Annotated in this window: 19 protein-coding genes and 1 tRNA gene; 14 read left to right on the forward strand and 6 right to left on the reverse strand. The window is 30.8% G+C overall.

Annotated elements, in window-relative coordinates:
* Positions 1 to 2 precede the first annotated feature (2 nt).
* The gene (locus tag ABDX67_RS00465; RefSeq protein ID WP_347172693.1) at positions 3 to 770 is read left to right on the forward strand and encodes an enoyl-CoA hydratase/isomerase family protein; all 768 of its coding nucleotides are present in this window, start codon (positions 3 to 5) and stop codon (positions 768 to 770) included.
* 95 nt (positions 771 to 865) lie between these two features.
* Entirely contained in the window at positions 866 to 1,315 is a 450-nt protein-coding gene (locus ABDX67_RS00470) for a 6-pyruvoyl trahydropterin synthase family protein (RefSeq protein WP_347172695.1), read from the forward strand.
* Between the two features lie 77 nt (positions 1,316 to 1,392).
* On the opposite strand, the gene pth is transcribed toward ABDX67_RS00470, so the two are convergent.
* The 3 genes from pth to ABDX67_RS00485 form a co-directional block, all read right to left on the reverse strand.
* Positions 1,393 to 1,959, reverse strand: a complete 567-nt coding sequence (gene pth, locus ABDX67_RS00475) for an aminoacyl-tRNA hydrolase (RefSeq protein ID WP_347172696.1) — start codon at positions 1,957 to 1,959, stop codon at positions 1,393 to 1,395.
* A gap of 66 nt (positions 1,960 to 2,025) precedes the next feature.
* On the reverse strand, positions 2,026 to 2,637 hold the full coding sequence (locus ABDX67_RS00480) for a 50S ribosomal protein L25/general stress protein Ctc (protein WP_347172697.1): 612 nt from the start codon (positions 2,635 to 2,637) through the stop codon (positions 2,026 to 2,028).
* Positions 2,638 to 2,661: 24 nt separating this feature from the next.
* The gene (locus tag ABDX67_RS00485; protein ID WP_347172699.1) at positions 2,662 to 3,603 is read right to left on the reverse strand and encodes a ribose-phosphate pyrophosphokinase; all 942 of its coding nucleotides are present in this window, start codon (positions 3,601 to 3,603) and stop codon (positions 2,662 to 2,664) included.
* Positions 3,604 to 3,725: 122 nt separating this feature from the next.
* On the opposite strand from ABDX67_RS00485, the gene ABDX67_RS00490 reads away from it, so the two are divergent.
* Both ABDX67_RS00490 and cls read left to right on the forward strand, forming a co-directional pair.
* Positions 3,726 to 3,807: transfer RNA gene (locus tag ABDX67_RS00490), tRNA-Leu, on the forward strand.
* Positions 3,808 to 3,937: 130 nt separating this feature from the next.
* Positions 3,938 to 5,392, forward strand: coding sequence for a cardiolipin synthase (cls, locus tag ABDX67_RS00495; protein WP_347172701.1), 1,455 nt, complete (start codon positions 3,938 to 3,940; stop codon positions 5,390 to 5,392).
* Positions 5,393 to 5,396: 4 nt separating this feature from the next.
* Here cls and galK read toward each other — a convergent pair whose 3' ends face one another.
* Together galK and ABDX67_RS00505 are read right to left on the reverse strand one after the other, a co-directional pair.
* Positions 5,397 to 6,545, reverse strand: coding sequence for a galactokinase (gene galK / locus ABDX67_RS00500; protein ID WP_347172703.1), 1,149 nt, complete (start codon positions 6,543 to 6,545; stop codon positions 5,397 to 5,399).
* Positions 6,546 to 6,595: 50 nt separating this feature from the next.
* A complete protein-coding gene (locus tag ABDX67_RS00505; protein WP_347172705.1) occupies positions 6,596 to 7,954 on the reverse strand; it encodes a Gfo/Idh/MocA family protein in 1,359 nt (452 codons plus the stop codon).
* Positions 7,955 to 8,081: 127 nt separating this feature from the next.
* Here ABDX67_RS00505 and ABDX67_RS00510 point away from each other — a divergent pair, with 127 nt between their 5' ends.
* Genes ABDX67_RS00510 through ABDX67_RS00525 form a run of 4 tightly spaced genes read left to right on the forward strand, consistent with a single transcriptional unit; the run spans position 8,082 to position 11,524 of the window.
* A complete protein-coding gene (locus ABDX67_RS00510; protein ID WP_347172707.1) occupies positions 8,082 to 8,663 on the forward strand; it encodes a HupE/UreJ family protein in 582 nt (193 codons plus the stop codon).
* Positions 8,664 to 8,706: 43 nt separating this feature from the next.
* Positions 8,707 to 9,132, forward strand: coding sequence for a deoxycytidylate deaminase (locus ABDX67_RS00515; protein WP_347172708.1), 426 nt, complete (start codon positions 8,707 to 8,709; stop codon positions 9,130 to 9,132).
* Entirely contained in the window at positions 9,122 to 10,723 is a 1,602-nt protein-coding gene (locus ABDX67_RS00520; RefSeq protein WP_347172710.1) for a S41 family peptidase, read from the forward strand. The genes ABDX67_RS00515 and ABDX67_RS00520 overlap by 11 nt, the downstream gene beginning before the upstream one ends.
* An 18-nt stretch (positions 10,724 to 10,741) precedes the next feature.
* Positions 10,742 to 11,524 carry a UDP-2,3-diacylglucosamine diphosphatase gene (locus tag ABDX67_RS00525; protein WP_347172711.1) on the forward strand — a complete coding sequence of 261 codons (783 nt, stop codon included), beginning with the start codon at positions 10,742 to 10,744 and terminating at the stop codon, positions 11,522 to 11,524.
* Here ABDX67_RS00525 and ABDX67_RS00530 read toward each other — a convergent pair.
* Positions 11,496 to 11,720 carry a helix-turn-helix domain-containing protein gene (locus tag ABDX67_RS00530; RefSeq protein WP_347172713.1) on the reverse strand — a complete coding sequence of 75 codons (225 nt, stop codon included), beginning with the start codon at positions 11,718 to 11,720 and terminating at the stop codon, positions 11,496 to 11,498. The genes ABDX67_RS00525 and ABDX67_RS00530 overlap by 29 nt on opposite strands.
* Before the next feature lie 416 nt (positions 11,721 to 12,136).
* Between ABDX67_RS00530 and ABDX67_RS00535 the strand changes: the two genes are divergently transcribed.
* From ABDX67_RS00535 to ABDX67_RS00560, 6 genes are all read left to right on the forward strand, one after another.
* Positions 12,137 to 12,922, forward strand: coding sequence for a hypothetical protein (locus tag ABDX67_RS00535; RefSeq protein ID WP_347172715.1), 786 nt, complete (start codon positions 12,137 to 12,139; stop codon positions 12,920 to 12,922).
* A gap of 215 nt (positions 12,923 to 13,137) precedes the next feature.
* On the forward strand, positions 13,138 to 13,665 hold the full coding sequence (locus ABDX67_RS00540) for a TlpA family protein disulfide reductase (RefSeq protein WP_347172717.1): 528 nt from the start codon (positions 13,138 to 13,140) through the stop codon (positions 13,663 to 13,665).
* A gap of 436 nt (positions 13,666 to 14,101) precedes the next feature.
* Positions 14,102 to 15,091 (forward strand): AAA family ATPase, encoded by a 990-nt coding sequence (locus ABDX67_RS00545; RefSeq protein WP_430438060.1) that lies wholly within the window; start codon positions 14,102 to 14,104, stop codon positions 15,089 to 15,091.
* A 137-nt stretch (positions 15,092 to 15,228) separates the two neighbouring features.
* Complete coding sequence (locus tag ABDX67_RS00550) at positions 15,229 to 16,095, forward strand: DUF58 domain-containing protein (RefSeq protein ID WP_347172719.1); 867 nt, start codon at positions 15,229 to 15,231, stop codon at positions 16,093 to 16,095.
* A gap of 77 nt (positions 16,096 to 16,172) precedes the next feature.
* Positions 16,173 to 17,108 (forward strand): hypothetical protein, encoded by a 936-nt coding sequence (locus tag ABDX67_RS00555; protein WP_347172721.1) that lies wholly within the window; start codon positions 16,173 to 16,175, stop codon positions 17,106 to 17,108.
* On the forward strand, positions 17,095 to 18,102 hold the full coding sequence (locus ABDX67_RS00560) for a vWA domain-containing protein (protein ID WP_347172723.1): 1,008 nt from the start codon (positions 17,095 to 17,097) through the stop codon (positions 18,100 to 18,102). Before ABDX67_RS00555 ends, ABDX67_RS00560 begins: the two co-directional genes overlap by 14 nt.
* The last annotated feature ends 2 nt before the right edge of the window (positions 18,103 to 18,104 follow it).

Genomic DNA, 18,104 nt, shown 5'->3' on the forward strand with positions numbered 1-18,104 from the left:
TTATGACAACGAAATCTACTGAAGGAAGTTTATACACCAATATTGTAAACAGAATTGCTACAATAGAATTTGGTCATCCTGCAAGTAATTCGTTTCCAAGTACTTTATTAGATCGATTAACAAAAGAGTTACATCGTGTTTCTTCATTGGATAATGTAAGTGTTATCATCTTAAAATCTGAAGGAGAAAAAGCATTTTGCGCTGGTGCATCTTTTGATGAATTAGTTGCTATTGATAATTTTGAAGATGGGAAAAAATTCTTTTCTGGATTTGCAAATGTTATCAACGCAATGAGAACTTGTTCTAAATTGATTATTGGAAGCATTCAAGGAAAAGCAGTTGGTGGTGGCGTTGGATTAATTGCTGCTTGCGATTATGTATTGGCAACCGAAGCAGCTTCTATAAAATTATCAGAATTAACCATCGGAATTGGACCTTTTGTGATTGCTCCTGCAATTGAAAGGAAAATTGGTGTTGCTGGTTTAGCAGAATTAACGTTGGCGGCAACCGAATGGAAAAACGCATATTGGGCAAAAGAAAAAGGATTGTTTGCTAAAGTTTTTGAAACCAAAAACGAACTGACAAAAGAAACTGAAATTTTAGCAGAAAAATTAGCTTCTTGTAATCCTGATGCAATATCAGAGATGAAAAAAATTCTTTGGGAAGGAACCCAAAACTGGAATAACTTATTACTTGAAAGAGCAGAAATTACAGGAAAATTAGTGCTTTCTGAATTCACAAAAAAAGCGTTATCAAAATTTAAAAAGTAAAATTATGGGCGGAGATTATTTATTTTTAGGATTGGCAATTGTATTAGCAATCATGTACTTTTACAATAAGTTTAAAGCTAAAAAAAGATAAAAGCATGAGCACAATAAGAATTACAAAACAATTTAATTTTGAAACCGGTCATGCATTATATGGTTATGATGGAAAATGTAAAAACGTTCACGGACATTCTTACAAACTTTCTGTAACCGTAATTGGCAAACCAATTACAGATAATTCTAAAGTTAAATACGGAATGGTTATCGACTTTTCTGATTTAAAAAAGATTGTAAAAGAAGAAATTGTAGATGTCTTTGATCATGCAACAGTTTTTAATCAAAATACACCACATATTGAGTTGGCAAAAGAATTAAAACAACGCGATCATCATGTTATTTTGGTAGATTATCAACCAACAAGCGAAATGATGGTTATTGATTTTGCTTCAAAAATCAAAAAAAGATTGCCAGAAAATATCGACTTATTCTCGTTGCGATTGCAAGAAACAGAAACTTCTTTTGCAGAGTGGTTTGCTAGTGATAACTAGTCAATGTGATAATTAAACAATAAAATTTAATATAACAATTATTTAAATACTTCGCCTTAAGACTTTAGACAAAAACATCACTTTCCATTAAAAGTATTCATAGTATTTGCCATTCCTGCAGTTCCAAAAGATGTAATTACATTACAAGAAACAGGTAATCTTTCTATCAATTCACTTTCTTCTTCTTTACTCCATTTGCTCAGAACAAAATCTACCTGTCTTCCTTTAGAGTAATTTGATCCAACACCAAATCGAAATCTCGGATATGTAGTTGTGTTTAATTTTTCTTGAATGTCTTTCAACCCGTTATGTCCTCCTGCAGAACCTTTTCCTTTTAATCTGATGGTTCCAAAATCAATATTTAAATCGTCTGTAACAATTAATGTATTTTCTATGGATACCTTTTCTTTCTCCATCCAATATTTTACTGCTTTTCCGCTTAAATTCATAAACGTACTTGGTTTTAGCAATATAAAAATTCTTCCTTTAAAACGAAAGTTAGCTACATCTCCTAGTTTATCCGTTTCAAAAGTTACTTTATTGTCTTTTGCTAAAGCGTCTACTATTTTGAAACCAATATTATGACGCGTATTGTCGTATTGTTCTCCAATATTTCCTAAACCAACGATTAAAAATTTCTTCATAGTATACAAAAATAAAAAAAGCGTTACAATAAGTAACGCTTTTTTAATATTTAGAATATTTTATATTTATTCTGATGCTGCTGGAGCTTCTGTTGCTGCTTCTTCAACTTCTTCTTCTTCCTCTTCAGCTGTTGCATTACGAGACATTCTTACTTGTGCAACTACTGTGTTTGCTGGATGTAAAAACGTACAGTTTTTGTTATCAATATCGGTAACAAATAATTTACTTCCGATTTTTAATTTAGAAATATCTGCATTAAAAAAATCTGGCAAATCACCTGGTAATGCTTTTACTCTTAATTTACGCTTTGGAAAACGTAAAGATCCTCCATTTAAAACACCTGGAGCTTTTCCTACTAAATGTACAGGAATATCCATAGTAACTTCTTTATCATCAAATAATTGATAAAAATCTATATGTAAGATTTTATCTGTAACAGGATGAAACTGAATGTCTTGTAAAATAGCAGCTATTTTTTTGCCACCTAATTCAATCGTTGCTGTATAAACGTTTGGAGTATACACAAGATTTTTAAATGCAATTTCTTCTGCTGAAAAATGCAATGGTTTGTCTCCTCCGTATATAACGCAAGGAACCTGACCAGCATTACGTAAGGCTTTCGTTGCTACTTTACCTACGCTTTCTCTTTGAGATCCTTTGATTGTAATTGATTTCATTACTTTTATTTAATTATTATTTGTTTACATTAAAAATTGTCCGCTAATGCTAGTATTGTCTTGAACTTTGTGCATAACATCTGCGAATAAAGGGGCGCAAGATACAACTTTTATTTTAGAACTTGCTCTTTTTAAAGGAATTGTATCAGACACTATTAATTCAATTAAACTAGAACTTTCTATACGTTCAATTGCAGTTCCAGAAAGCAACGGATGTGTACAAATTGCTCTTACACTTTTTGCTCCTCTTTCCATCATTAAATCTGCTGCTTTTGCTAGTGTTCCTCCAGTATCTATCATGTCATCAACCAAAATAACATTCTTACCTGTTACTTCACCAATCAATTCCATATGAGAAATTACATTGGCTTTTTTACGTTGTTTATAACAAATTACAACATCAGAATCTAAGTATTTAGAATACGCATACGCTCTTTTTGATCCGCCCATATCTGGAGACGCAATAGTTAAATCATCTAATTCTAATGATTTTACGTAAGGTAAAAAGATGGTTGAAGCAAATAAATGATCTACAGGTTTTTCAAAAAACCCTTGAATTTGATCTGCATGTAAATCCATCGTCATAATTCTTGTTGCTCCTGCTGCTTGAATTAAATTGGCTACTAATTTTGCGCCAATAGCAACTCTTGGTTTGTCTTTTCTGTCCTGTCTTGCCCAACCAAAATAAGGCATTACTGCGGTTACATGTCTTGCTGATGCTCTTTTTGCAGCATCAATCATTAATAACATTTCCATTAAATTATCTGCTGATGGAAATGTAGAGCCAATAATAAAAACGCGCCTACCTCGAATAGATTCTTCAAAAGCTGGCTGAAATTCGCCATCACTAAAATGAGTTACTGTTACTTTACCTAATTCTGTGCCGTATTCTTTGGCAATTTTTTCTGCTAATTCTATACTTTGAGAACAGGCAAAAATCTTTGGACTTAATTGACTTGAAGGCATTTAGTTGTGTTTTGTTATGAGTTAGTGTGTTGTGTGATGCAAAAATAAAAATATTTACTGAGTTGAGTTGATTTTTTTGCTTTAATACTGATTTTATTTTTTAGATTTGCAGTCTAATTATTGCTCGAGTGGCGGAATTGGTAGACGCGCTGGATTCAAAATCCAGTTTTTTCGGAAGTGTGGGTTCGATTCCCACCTCGAGTACAAGAAAACCTCAACTTTTAAAGTTGAGGTTTTTTATTTTAATCTTAAATAAAACTTTCTTTAAGCTTTAAACAATCAATGTTTTTAAAAAAATGTATTAATTTAACAGCACAATAAAATACAACATTACATGAATTGGATTCTTATCGGAGAAACCGCTTATATACTTTTAGTAATTTTTGTCATCTTTAGAGTGTTGTACGATACACGAAGCAGCACAAAAGCATTGGCATATATCTTGTTTATTGTACTTGTGCCAATTATTGGAATGATTTTCTATTTTTCAGTCGGAATAAATTACAGAAAACGAAAGCTGTATTCTAAAAAAATTGTGGAAGATGATTCGCTTCGTAAACACATCATAAATAAAATGAATGCTTATTCTGATGCAATAAGTAATTCAGGATTAATTCTGCAAAAAAGTAAAACTTTAACTGAGTTTATTCGCAATGCGGGCAATAGTCCATTAACGGCAAACAACCAAGTAAAACTCTTAATAAATGGCGATGATAAATTTCCAGAATTATTAAAAGAACTCGAAAAAGCAACGTCTCATATTCATATTGAATATTATATTTATGAAGACGATATTACAGGAAATCAAGTTGCAGACATTCTAATAAAGAAAGCAAAATCTGGTGTAGAAGTCCGTTTTTTATACGACGATTTTGGAAGCCATAGTTTAGGGGAATCATTCGTTAAAAAATTACAAGATGCTGGCGTACAAACTGCGCCTTTCTACAAAATAAGATGGTATGCTTTTGCCAACAGATTAAATTACAGAAATCATAGAAAGATTATTATTATTGATGGAATAGTTGGTTTTGTTGGTGGTATAAATATGAGTGACAAATACCGAAACGATTTTAAGAAAGAAAATCATTTGTTTTGGCGAGACACGCATTTAATGATTAAAGGGCAAGCTACAGCTTATTTACAATATTTATTTATGGGCGATTGGAATTTTTGTAGCGCAACACCTTTTGAATATTCCGAGACCTATTTTATTGACAGTACAAATCAAGAAGACATTAAAAATGAAGTTGTTCAAATTGCAGCTTCTGGTCCAGATAGCAATCAACCAGTTATATTTTATTCCCTTTTAGAGGCAATTAATTCTGCCCAAAAAAGCATTTATATAACTAGTCCATATTTTATACCAGACGAAAGTTTGATGGACGCTTTAATTATTGCCATTCAAGGCGGATTAGATGTTAAGATTATTATTCCTGGTATTTCAGATTCTAAAATGGTAAATGCTGCAGCAAGTGCATATTATACAGAATTGCTTCAATTTGGAGCAAAAATTTACAAGTATAATAAAGGATTTGTTCACGCAAAAACGATGGTTATAGATGATGATATTGCAATTGTAGGTTCTGCAAATATGGATTACAGAAGTTTTGATCTAAATTTTGAAGTAAATGCAATAGTGTATAGCAAAAAAATAGCAGCACAACTTATTGAAGCTTTTGAAAACGATTTAAAAGCATCTGATCAAATTGATGCAAAAACATGGATAAATAGACCAAAATATGTTCATTTATGGGAAAAGTTAGTCCGTTTATTATCTCCCTTTTTGTAGTTCTTTAAATTTCATAAACTCCTTTAGAAAGTTGAACACTGTAGAAAGAACATTGATTAGAAAATTGATTGTTATATGTAAATTCAATCTCTTTTTTAAAGGAATATATTTCACTTTTTTTAACGATGTTAATTGTACATCCACCAAAACCTCCACCCATCATTCTTGCGCCAATAACAGCAGGATTTTCTTTTGCTTTTTCTACCAAAAAATCCAATTCAATACAACTTACTTTGTATTGATTTTGTAAACCATTATGAGATTCAAATAACAATTGCCCAAATGCTTTTAGCTGATTTCCTTTCAATGCTTTTGATGCATCTAACACTCTTTTATTTTCTTGAATTACATACAATCCTTTTTCAAAATCTTCTTTAGAAATTTGACTTTTTAGCTGATTCAACTCTTCTTCTTTAACTTCTCTTAATGAAGAAATACCAAGGATTGATGCGATTTTTTCGCAAACAGTTCTTCTATCATTATAAGCACTTTCTGCCAAACTGTGTTTTACGTTTGTGTTTATTAGAAGGATTTCATAGTCTTTAAAATCAATTTCAAAAACAGTAGCTTCTAAACTTTTACAATCTAATAATAACGCTGAATTTTCTTGACCAAACATACTTGCATATTGATCCATAATTCCGCATTTAACATTGGCGAAATTATGTTCTGCTTTTTGCGAAATAAAAATCATTTCTTGTTTTGAAATCCCTAAATTAAAAAGGGAATTCAACCCAAAAACAATGCTGTTTTCTAATGCTGCAGAAGAAGACAATCCTGCTCCGGCAGGAATATTTCCTCCAAAAACAATATTAAAATTACTTCCAATTTTATGTTTCTTAAGAATTTCAGCAATAACTCCCAATACATAATTTTTCCAACCACCATTTTTTAACGGAGAAATATTTTCTAGAGAAAACTCAAATGATTCATGAACATCAACTGCAAAAACAGCGCACATTTTGTTATTGCTTTTCTGAATTGCAGAAACAATTCCTTTATCAATTGCCGCAGGAAAAACAAAACCTTTATTATAATCGGTATGTTCTCCAATCAAATTTATTCTACCTGGAGCAAAAGTTAAAACAGGATTTGAAGTGTGTTTTTCTTGAAATTTTGTTAAAACAAATTGTATCAATTCTTTGTTGGTCATATAAAAACTAACTTAAAAAAACCTCAACTAGAAAGTTGAGGCTTTTAGTATTAATAAGTGTCTTTTATCCAATTATAAGGCTTGCGTTTTACCCACATTCCACGTGTAAAATCTGGAAAATCTTGTGGCGCTCCGTTGTTTTCTATTGACGCTTCAGAAAGCGGTGTAATTGCGCTCCAAGCAGCTGCATCATAAGCATCTAAAGGTGGCGCAATATTACGTTTTGCCGATTCTACAAAAGCATTAATTACAAAGAAATCCATTCCGCCATGACCAGCGCCTTGTGCGTGTTCTCCAAATTTTTTCCAAAGTGGATGATCGTATTTTTCTAACCATTCTTTAGATTCGTCCCAACGATGAGGTTTCGATTTTCCTTCAATATACATTCTATCACCATCTTTTTCCCAAAGTCCTTCTGTTCCTTGAACTCTAAATCCTAAAGAATACGGTCTTGGCGAATTACAATCGTGAGTTACAATAATAGTTTCGCCATTTGTTGTTTCTATGGTTGATGTAATAATATCACCTTGCTTCCATTTTAATTTTGCATTTGGATGTTCTTTTCCTCCATTATCAACAATATATTTGTTTAATCCTCTTGCTTTTGTTGCGTGAGATGTTAGCGACATAAATCTGTTTCCTCTGTTTACATCACACATTATTGCCATTGGTCCAACTCCGTGCGTTGGATACACATCTGCATTTCTTAATAAAGAATGTTGTGTTCTCCAAGCAGATTCTGAAATTCCTTTTTCTCCAAACTCCACTCCTTTTCCGTAAGCAGACTTTCCGTCATTAAATTTAACAAAACGCAAATCGTGTTGATATCCACATCTAAAATGTAATAATTCTCCAAATAGATTTTGTTTTACCATGTTTAAAACAGCCAAAACATCTCTACGGTAATTTACATTTTCAAGAATCATCATATGCGTTCCTGTTTCTTCGTGAGTATTTACCAAATCCCAACATTCTTCCATTGTATTTGCCGCAGAAACTTCTAAACCAGCGTAAACCCCAGCCAACATTGCGTCTTTTGCCATGCGAGTATGCCACAACCAAGGCGTAGAAATAATTACAGCATCAACATCATCTAAGGCTAATAAATTTTTATAATCTAGATCGTTTTTACCAAAAATTTTAGGCTTCTTTTCTCCCGCTTTATCAATTCTATCTAAAGCTATTTTAATTCTTCTAGAATCGGTATCACAAATTGCAGTAACCAAAACATCGTCTCTTAATAACACATTATTTAAGTGGTTGGTTCCTCGTAAACCAACACCAATTAATCCTACTTTTAATTTTTCATCTTTATAAGGATTATTTGATGCAAATGATAAACTTGGAGACATTGCTATTCCTGTGCCAATAATCGCTGATTTTTTTATAAAATCTCTTCTAGAACTCATATTATTTTGATTAGTTAATAATTGTGTGATATATTTTCAAACTCTTCCAAATTTATAAATATTATTTAGGTTTAAGAATACTGAGCATAACTTTTTTAATATATTTGATTTTCTAAAAACATTTTTAATGGACGAATTTCTTTTATATGTAAAAATGGGACTAAATCATGTGCTAGATTTTTCTGCATACGATCATATTCTTTTTTTAATTGCCCTGGCTGTTATTTTTGAATTTCATCAACTTAAAAAAGTACTGTGGTTGATTACATTATTTACAATTGGGCACAGTTTAACATTGGCTTTATCTGCGTATGGAGTTTTAAAAGTTGATGTTGCCATTGTAGAGTTTTTAATCCCGTTAACTATTTTTATTACTGGAATTGCAAATATTTACAACTTAGGAAAATTAGCAAATAGCAAAGGTACTATCAACTTAGTTTTTGCGTTATTTTTTGGATTAATTCACGGTTTAGGATTCTCTAATTACTTTAGAATGATGATTGGTAGAGAGGAAGATAAATTAATGCCGTTGATAGAATTTGCATTAGGAATTGAATTATCGCAAGTAATTATTGTTTTAGGAATTTTAATTGTTGGTTCTTTAATGCAATCTATTCTTAAGGTTACAAAAAGAGATTGGATTATGGTTACCTCGTCTATTGTAATTGGTTTTGTAATACCAATGATGATAGAACGCGTTTTTTGGTAAAAAATTAACGCTTCAACTTTATAAAAGAAACTACATTAGCTGCATGAATAAAAAGCAACATAAATACGATACTGCTTATTTGAAGATGGCTCAAGAATGGGCAAAATTATCGCATTGCGAACGCAAACAAGTTGGCGCTTTAATTGTAAAAGACCGTATGATTATTTCTGACGGATTTAACGGAACTCCAACCGGTTTCGAAAATTTTTGTGAGGACGAAGATAATTACACCAAATGGTATGTATTACACGCAGAAGCAAATGCTATTTTAAAAGTAGCTTCTTCTACACAATCTTGTAACGGCGCAACGTTATACATAACGATGTCGCCCTGCAAAGAGTGTAGCAAACTTATACATCAAGCTGGTATAAAAAGGGTTGTGTACGCAAACTCTTACAAAGACGAAACAGGTTTACAATTCTTAAAAAAAGCTGGCGTAGAACTAATGCAGTTAACAAATGAAAGATAAAAATTATTTACCACTTTACTTTGCTTTTGCAGTTGTAATAGGCGTTTTAATAGGTACTTTCTTTAACGGAAATAATTCCTATAACAACTTCTTTGCAAAAAAATCTTCGAACGAAGTAAAAATAAAACGCTTAATAGATTACATCCAAAGAGATTATGTAGATAGCGTAGATACTGATAATTTATTAGATGGTGCTATTACACAAGTCTTAGGTAAATTAGATCCACATTCTGTTTACATTCCAAAAGAAAACTTGCAAGAAATTACAGAAAATATGCAAGGTAATTTTGTAGGAATTGGTGTTCAGTTTAGAATGATAAAAGATTCTATTACGGTAATTCAACCCATAAAAGGTGGACCAAGTATTAAAGCAGGAATTAAAGCAGGAGACAGAATTTTAATGGCAAATACTGATACTTTATTTGGCAAAAAATACAATACAAATGCCATTCCTAAATTTTTAAAAGGAAAAACAAATACAGCTATTGATTTACAAGTTTATAGAAAATCGAATGATTCTTTGTTTACAATTTCTATAAAAAGAGGAAAAGTTGCCATTAAAAGTGTCGATGTTTCTTATATGATAAATGAGTCTATTGGTTATATTAAATTAGAGCGTTTTGCAAGAACATCATACGAAGAATTTAAAACTGCCTTAACAACACTTCAAAAAAGAGGAATGACAGATTTAGTGTTAGACCTCAGAGGAAATGGTGGCGGATATGTAGATATTGCAACTAGTATTGTTGATGAATTTTTAGAAGATGGAAAACTAATTGTTTTTACAAAAGATAATAAAGGTAATGTAGATGAATCGTATGCAACAAATCGTGGCACTTTTCAAAATGGCGGATTGTATATTTTGATCGACCAAAATTCTGCTTCGGCTTCAGAAATTGTTGCGGGTGCTCTACAAGATAATGATCGCGGAACAACAATCGGAAGACGTTCTTTTGGCAAAGGGTTAGTACAAGAAGAATTAGATTTAGGTGATGGTTCTGCTGTCCGTTTAACAATTGCACGTTATTATACGCCAACTGGTAGATCCATTCAAAAACCATACGAAAAAGGTAAAAAAAGAAACTATTCTAGAGATTTAAATAATAGAATTGAAAACGGAGAATTACTTAATAAAGATAGTATAAAAGTGGTTGATTCTTTAAAGTTTACAACGCCAAAAGGAAAGATTGTTTATGGCGGTGGTGGAATTATTCCCGACGTTTTTGTTGCTGTTGATACAACATCCTATTTAAACACTTTCTATTTTAATACCATTCAGAACTTTGCTTTTGATTTGGTGGATGTTAACAGAAAAGAATTGTCAAAAAACAGTTTAGATAGTTTTATCAAAAATTATGACATCAACAAACCGTATAACGAGTATTTAGAAAGCATCAACACCACTCTAAAAGATTCTAGAAGACGTTATGCAAAGCGATTTAAACCTTCAAAAAAAATTGAACAAACCATAAAAGAATATTTAAAAGCAACAATTGCAAGTCAAATTTATGGCGACGATGGTTTTTATAGAGTGATACAATCTGATGATAAAATGCTGCAAAAAGTGTTAGAGTTGGAAAGTAACAATTAATGCCGTTTCTTTGTGACAATGAATCTTGAAATTCCAAAAAACAAAAAAGTATACTTTGCTTCCGATCAGCATTTAGGAGCGCCAACTTCAGAAGCAAGTTTTCCAAGAGAACAAAAATTTGTTGCTTGGTTAAACGAAATAAAAGAAGATGCAGCTGCAATTTTTTTATTGGGCGATTTATTTGATTTTTGGTTTGAATATAAAACTGTTGTTCCGAAAGGATTTGTAAGAGTTTTAGGAAAATTAGCAGAAATAAAAGACAGCGGAATTCCGATTTATTTTTTTGTAGGAAATCATGATTTATGGATGAAAGATTACTTTGAAAAAGAATTGAACATCCCTGTATATCACAAACCTCAAGAATTTACATTTAACAACACTACTTTATTTATTGGTCATGGCGATGGTTTAGGTCCTGGAGACAAAGGCTACAAACGCATGAAAAAAGTATTTACTTTTCCTTTATTTCAATGGCTATTTAAATGGCTGCATCCAGACTTAGGAATGCGATTAGGACAATATATGTCGGTTAAAAACAAATTGATTTCTGGCGAAGAAGATGCTGTATTTTTAGGCGAAGAAAATGAATGGTTAGCACAATATTGCAAACGCAAACTAGAAACCAAACACTACGATTATTTTGTATTTGGGCACAGACATTTACCTTTAGATATTCAGTTAACAGAAAACTGCAAATACATTAATTTAGGCGATTGGATTGGTCATTTTACGTATGGCGTTTTTGAAGAAAACAAACTTTCTCTAAAGAAATTTAATCTTCAAGAAAGCAACAAGGATTAACATTTAAAACCTCTGCTATTTCTAACAAACGTTTAATATCTAGCTTTGTTTTGCCCGTTTCAATTTTAAAATACCCGTTAAAAGACAAATGTAATTTAAGAGCTAAATCCTTTTGAGAAATTCCTAACTCTTGTCTTTTTTGTACTATCCGTTCTAAAACTTTAGTAGTTTCTGTTTCTATTTTTTCCTTTCCCATATTCTTATATATATATATATATATATATTGCTTTTTTTCTTTCTACCAAAATTACTGAAAAAATGTGAATAAAATTTTTCCAATTTGGAATACCCATTTTCCGTGAGAAGAATTCTACCCCATAAATGGGTATTCCAAAAAGGGAATTAAAAGATTAGGTTATAAAAAAAACAATTACAAACTTTACAATGTAAAAAATTGCAAAAACCTTACTTAAGATTGCTATGGAAAAGAAAAAAACCTCTGCTTATAAAACTTTAAGAACAAAAATATCTTACATAAATGTTTCACCTTAAAACGCAACTATTATGACATAGCTACACAATACAAACAGAGGGAAGTGTTACAAAAGTAATACACTTCGTAGAATTTAAAAAATATATAATAATAAATCAATAGCCTAAAAAAGGTGAAAATTGATTTCTAATACACATTTAAAAATGAAAAAATTTTATAAATTAAGCATACTGTGCTTTTTAACAATTGGAATTATGTTTTTCTCTTGTACTAAAGAAAACACAACAAATATCTTAGAGGAAACCTCTATTGCACCAGAAATGATGGCATTTTATCAGTCAGATGATTATAAAAATTCATTATATGTGAGTTATGAGATAAATCATGATTTATCTCGAATTACTACGTATGAAGATAAAAAGAATAACCTAAAAGTGCCAATTTTAAATATTGTTTTTGAAAAAAATGGAAAAAAAATAGGAGTATTGCATGCTGTATTAATGACAGATTTTACTACAAACAAGGTTTTGCCTAATAATAATAATTATGCCATGATTTTGAAAGATTTATCTAAGTATGATTTTGAAAAAAATGAAGGAGTAATTTCCATGAGAGATGTTAATTATGATAATGAAATATTTTACAATTACAATATTAAGGATAAGAAAATTATTGAAGTAGAAAAAAGAAAAATCCCTAGGGAAACTTTAGCTAAATACGGGTATATTTCAAAAGAAAAATTATTAGCTAAATTTCCAGAAGAGTGCTCTGGTGGAGATGACGGAAATGTGAGCTGGGGAGAATGTTATACCTGTCTGAGAACAGTTTGTACAAGTGATTCTCAAAGCGGCGGATGTTTAGAAGCATTGTTACTTACTAATTTTTCAGGAGCAATAGCAGGTTTGGGACCAATTGGAGATGCTAGTTTTGCTGTTTCATGTGTCATTATTGCTTCTATTTATTAGCTATGGAATTATTTTATAAAATATTAAGTATTCTATTTGTTCTTTTTATTATTATTGCTACTGTTTATATTAGATTTGTGTTTTTAAATAAAATCAGAAAAGATAAAATAAAAGACAAATCCCTATATATATGGGTTCCCTTTGGGTATTTATATTATTTTTTTAAAAAGCTTATCAATAAGTAAATAATACTGACTCTTTAAATCTTATTACTCATGAATACTAATAGAAAATTTACTTGGGTTTTATTTTTATCTGTTACGGTAATTTTTGTTTTTTTCGGAACCTTGGTTGTAAACAACATTCTGAAATTTGATAAAATTTGGAAACAGAGTAAAAATAATAAAATTGTTATTACAGCAAAAAATCAAAAAGTACTTAATTTGAAAACGAATAACAATGAGTATATTAATTTGTCTGAAAAGAATAAATTTATTCATTATTGGGCAACCTGGTGCAAACCTTGTGTTAGAGAATTAAAACAGTTTGATAGTTTACTGCTAAATAAGCGAAATTATAGTTTTTATTTTATCTCTGATGAGGAAAAAGATGTTGTACAGAAATTTCTTAAAAAAAATAATTTCACTAACGTACCTTTTTATTTGGTTAATCCAAAAGATAATGTTTTTGAAGTAGATATCTATCCGACAACATTTTACAAAAAAAATAAAGATTCTTTATTTACTCGAATTGTTGGAGTTCAAGATTGGACTCCCTTTTTCGAAGAGAAAAAAAAGGAATAGAGTGTTTTAAATATTTTCGTAAAACTCCCAAACAAAATTTTGGGAGTTTTTTACACTTCTATTCCATACATTTACTGTACATGATTAATGTTTATATTTTTTAAAATTCCTTCATTTTATTTCTATAATTGTATTATTTCAGAATAAAAACAAGGAGGTAAAAGTATTATTTACACCTAATAATTCAAGAATTGTTTATTTAGTGCTTCAGGGGTTTCTCTCTCAAGATATAAACTATCGATTAAAACAACAGAAGCTTGAGTGTTGATTTTAAAGACAACAAACTTGCTCTAAAGCAACTATAAATAACTCTCTTTTCACATTCTTTTAACCAAACCTTTAGCATTCTTTTAACAAGAAAAAAATCGCTATTATTGTAGCTTTGTTTCCAATAAATTTTTATCAAACTTAAATTACTAAAATGATAGAGCAACAAATGAATGTAGATGTAAGAGCAATCAATGAAAAGATTGAAAGAGAAAGTGCCTTTATAGACATTTTAACCTTAGAAATGAACAAGGTTATTGTCGGTCAGAAAGACATGGTAGAAAGGTTGTTAATTGGTTTGTTAGGAAACGGACATATTCTTCTTGAAGGTGTTCCGGGTTTGGCAAAAACATTAGCAATTAACACATTATCTAAAGCGGTTCAAGCTTCTTTTAGTAGAGTTCAGTTTACGCCAGATTTATTACCTGCGGATGTTGTTGGAACCATGATTTACAACATGAAAGAAAATGATTTCATGATTAAAAAAGGACCAATTTTTGCAAATTTTGTATTGGCGGATGAGATTAACAGAGCGCCAGCAAAAGTGCAATCTGCTTTATTAGAAGCCATGCAAGAACGTCAAATTACAATTGGTGATGAAACCTTTAAGTTAGACGAACCTTTTTTAGTAATGGCAACACAAAATCCGGTAGAACAAGAAGGTACGTATCCTTTACCAGAAGCACAAGTTGACCGTTTTATGTTGAAAGTAGTAATTGATTATCCAAAAATTTCTGATGAGCAAACCATTATGCGTCAGAATTTAAACAACGATTTTATTACTGTAAATCCTGTAATTTCTGTAGAACAAATTTTAAAAGCTCGTGAAGTTGTTAATGAGGTTTACATGGATGAAAAAATTGAAAAATACATTCTAGATATCATTTTTGCAACACGTTATCCAGATAAATATAACTTACCTAACTTAAATGCTTTGATTAGTTTTGGAGCTTCTCCTCGTGGAAGCATCAACTTAGCAAAAGCTGCAAAATGTTACGCTTTTATCAAACGAAGAGGTTATGTAATTCCTGAAGATGTTAGAGCAGTTGTACACGATGTTTTGCGTCACAGAATCGGAATTACTTACGAAGCTGAAGCAGAAAATATCACTTCAGAAGATATAATAAACAGCATTATTAACGAAGTTGAAGTTCCGTAAATGAGTTTGCAGTAAAAATCAGTAACAGTTGGCAGTTGCTTACTCTTACTGAAATTTGCTAATGAAAACTGTTTACTGAAAACCGTAACTGAATACTGTTTACTGAATACTGCTACTGAATACTGTTTACTGAAACAATGGATACAAAAGAAATACTTAAAAAAGTACGAAAAATAGAGATTAAGACACGTCGGTTGTCTGATCATATTTTTGGTGGCGAATATCATTCGACTTTCAAAGGTCGTGGTATGACGTTTTCTGAAGTACGTCAATATCAATATGGCGATGACATTAGAGCTATTGACTGGAATGTTACTGCGCGTTACAACGAACCTTATGTAAAAGTTTTTGAAGAAGAACGAGAATTAACCATGGTTTTAATGGTAGATATTTCTGGTTCTGAATTCTTTGGAACAAATCAACAATTTAAAAGAGACACCGCAACAGAAATTGCAGCAACATTGGCTTTTTCTGCAATTCTAAACAATGACAAAGTTGGACTGATTTTATTTTCTGATCAAGTAGAATTATACATTCCGCCAAAAAAAGGAAAAAGTCATGTGTTAAGAATCATCAGAGAATTAATTGAGTTTAAACCAAAAAGTAAAAAAACAAACATCAATGAAGCGTTGAAATTTTTATCAAATGTGATGAAAAAGAAAGCTATTGTTTTTTTATTATCAGATTTTATGGATGATGATTACGAACAAACATTAAAAATTGCAGGAAGAAAACACGATGTTACAGGAATCAAAATTTTTGACAAACACGATGCCGAAATTCCGAATTTAGGAATTGTACCCATGCAAGATGCAGAAACTGAAAAAATACAATTGGTAAATACAAGTTCTAAAAATATTAGAAGAAATTACAAAGCAAACGCATTGCGTTTACACGATTATTATACAAAAACATTTAGCAAATCTGGAGCTGGAACAATTACAACTCGTGTGGATGAAGATTATGTGAAAAAATTATTAGGCTATTTTAAACACAAAGGATAAACAATAAAAAAATGTCTCCTCGAACAGAGTCGAGAGGTTAATTAGGTCTTGGCTCCGCTCGACCAGACAAAACGAAAATGAAACAAAAATTATTTTACATATTATTATTATTTTCAATTGCAACATTTGCACAAAGTATTCCTGTTGTAAAAGCAGAAATTGACACGACCAGTATTAGAATTGGCGAGCAATTTGAATTTAAAATAACGGTTAACGACACCGCTAATGTGATCATTCCTAAGCTAGAAAACCTAACTGGTTTAGAAATTATAGAAGATAAAAAAATTGATACGTTAAAAAATCAATTGATTAAAAAATACATTTTAACAAGTTTTGATAGCGGTGCTTATTACATTCCGCAACAACAAATATTTATCCGTCAGAAATTATTTTTAACAGATTCTTTGTTGATAAATGTTGCAACAGTTGCCATAGATACCACAAAACAAAAAATGTTTCCAATAAAATCAATTCAAAAAGAACCGTATCAGTTTGATGATTTTAAACCGTATTTATGGTATGTTTTAATTGCATTCGTTGTTCTTGGATTGATTTTATATTTCGTTCTAAGAAAGAAAAAAGAAGTTGTTGAAGAAGAAGTAATTCCTGCTTTACCACCTTATGAAGAAGCGATTCAGAAATTACAAGAATTGGATGAGAAATTATTGTGGCAAAACAATAAGGTTAAAGAATATTATAGTGAGTTAACAGAAATTGTAAGAGGGTTTATAGAACGTGAACTAAAAGTGCCAGCGTTAGAATCTACAACAGATGAATTGATAGAAACTTTAACTGATTTTAATGATTCAAAATCAATTTCAACCACAAAAGAAAACATCAAAAAATTAAGAGATTTGTTACGAGAAGCGGATTTGGTGAAATTTGCAAAATCGAAACCAATGTCTGAGCAAATTGAAGCAAATAGAAAAGAAGCTGAAGAAGTTGTGAATGAATTAAAACCAGAAGCAATAAAAACTCCTGAAACTAAAACCGAAGATGATGAACTGGAGTAATTTTGAGTTTCATAGTCCAGAGTTTTTCTGGTTGTTTGCGCTAATTCCGTTAGTAATTCTTTGGCGTGTTTTGGTTCGTAAAAAAAGTTCGGCAACATTAACAATACCAAGTGTAAAAGGTTTTAAAGCAGAACAATCAATCATTGGTAAATTAAAACCAATGTTATTTATATTAAGAATAAGTGCATTGTGTCTTTTAATTTTAGCTTTGGCAAGACCAAGAAATGTTGCTGTAAGTAAAAAAACAAAAACAAACAGAGGAATTGATATTGTAATGGCAATTGATGTTTCTGCAAGTATGTTGGCAAGAGATTTAAAACCTAACAGATTAGAAGCTTTAAAAGTAGTTGCTACCGATTTTGTAAATCAAAGACCAAATGATAGAATCGGAATTGTTTTATACGCTGGAGAAAGTTTTACGCAAACGCCAATTACAAGTGATAAAGGAATTGTAAAAAGAACCATTTCTGAAATTAAATGGGGACAATTAGAAGGCGGAACAGCAATTGGAATGGGATTAGGTTCTGCTGTAAACAGATTAAAAGAAAGCAAAGCAAAAAGTAAAGTCATAATTTTATTGACAGACGGTGTAAATAATTCTGGATTTATCGATCCGAAAACAGCAACAGAATTAGCAAAAGAACTGTCTATAAAAGTATATACCATTGGAATTGGAACAAACGGAATGGCAGATTTCCCTGCTTTTAAAGACCCAAGAACTGGTCAATTGCAATTTAGAAAACAGCAAGTAGAAATTGATGAAGAACTGCTAAAACACATTGCAAACGAAACAGAAGGAAAATATTTTAGAGCAACAGACAACACAGAGTTAAAAGCAATTTACGACGAGATTAACAAGTTAGAAAAAACAAAAATAGAAGAGTTTAAATACTATAATTATCAAGAATTATACAGAAATTTAGTGCTTCTAGCATTAGGATTATTAGTTTTAGAATTTTTATTAAAAAACACACTATTTAAAAGTTTCATTTAAAG

The sequence above is a fragment of the Polaribacter uvawellassae genome, assembly GCF_039748955.1.
Classification (GTDB): domain Bacteria; phylum Bacteroidota; class Bacteroidia; order Flavobacteriales; family Flavobacteriaceae; genus Polaribacter; species Polaribacter uvawellassae.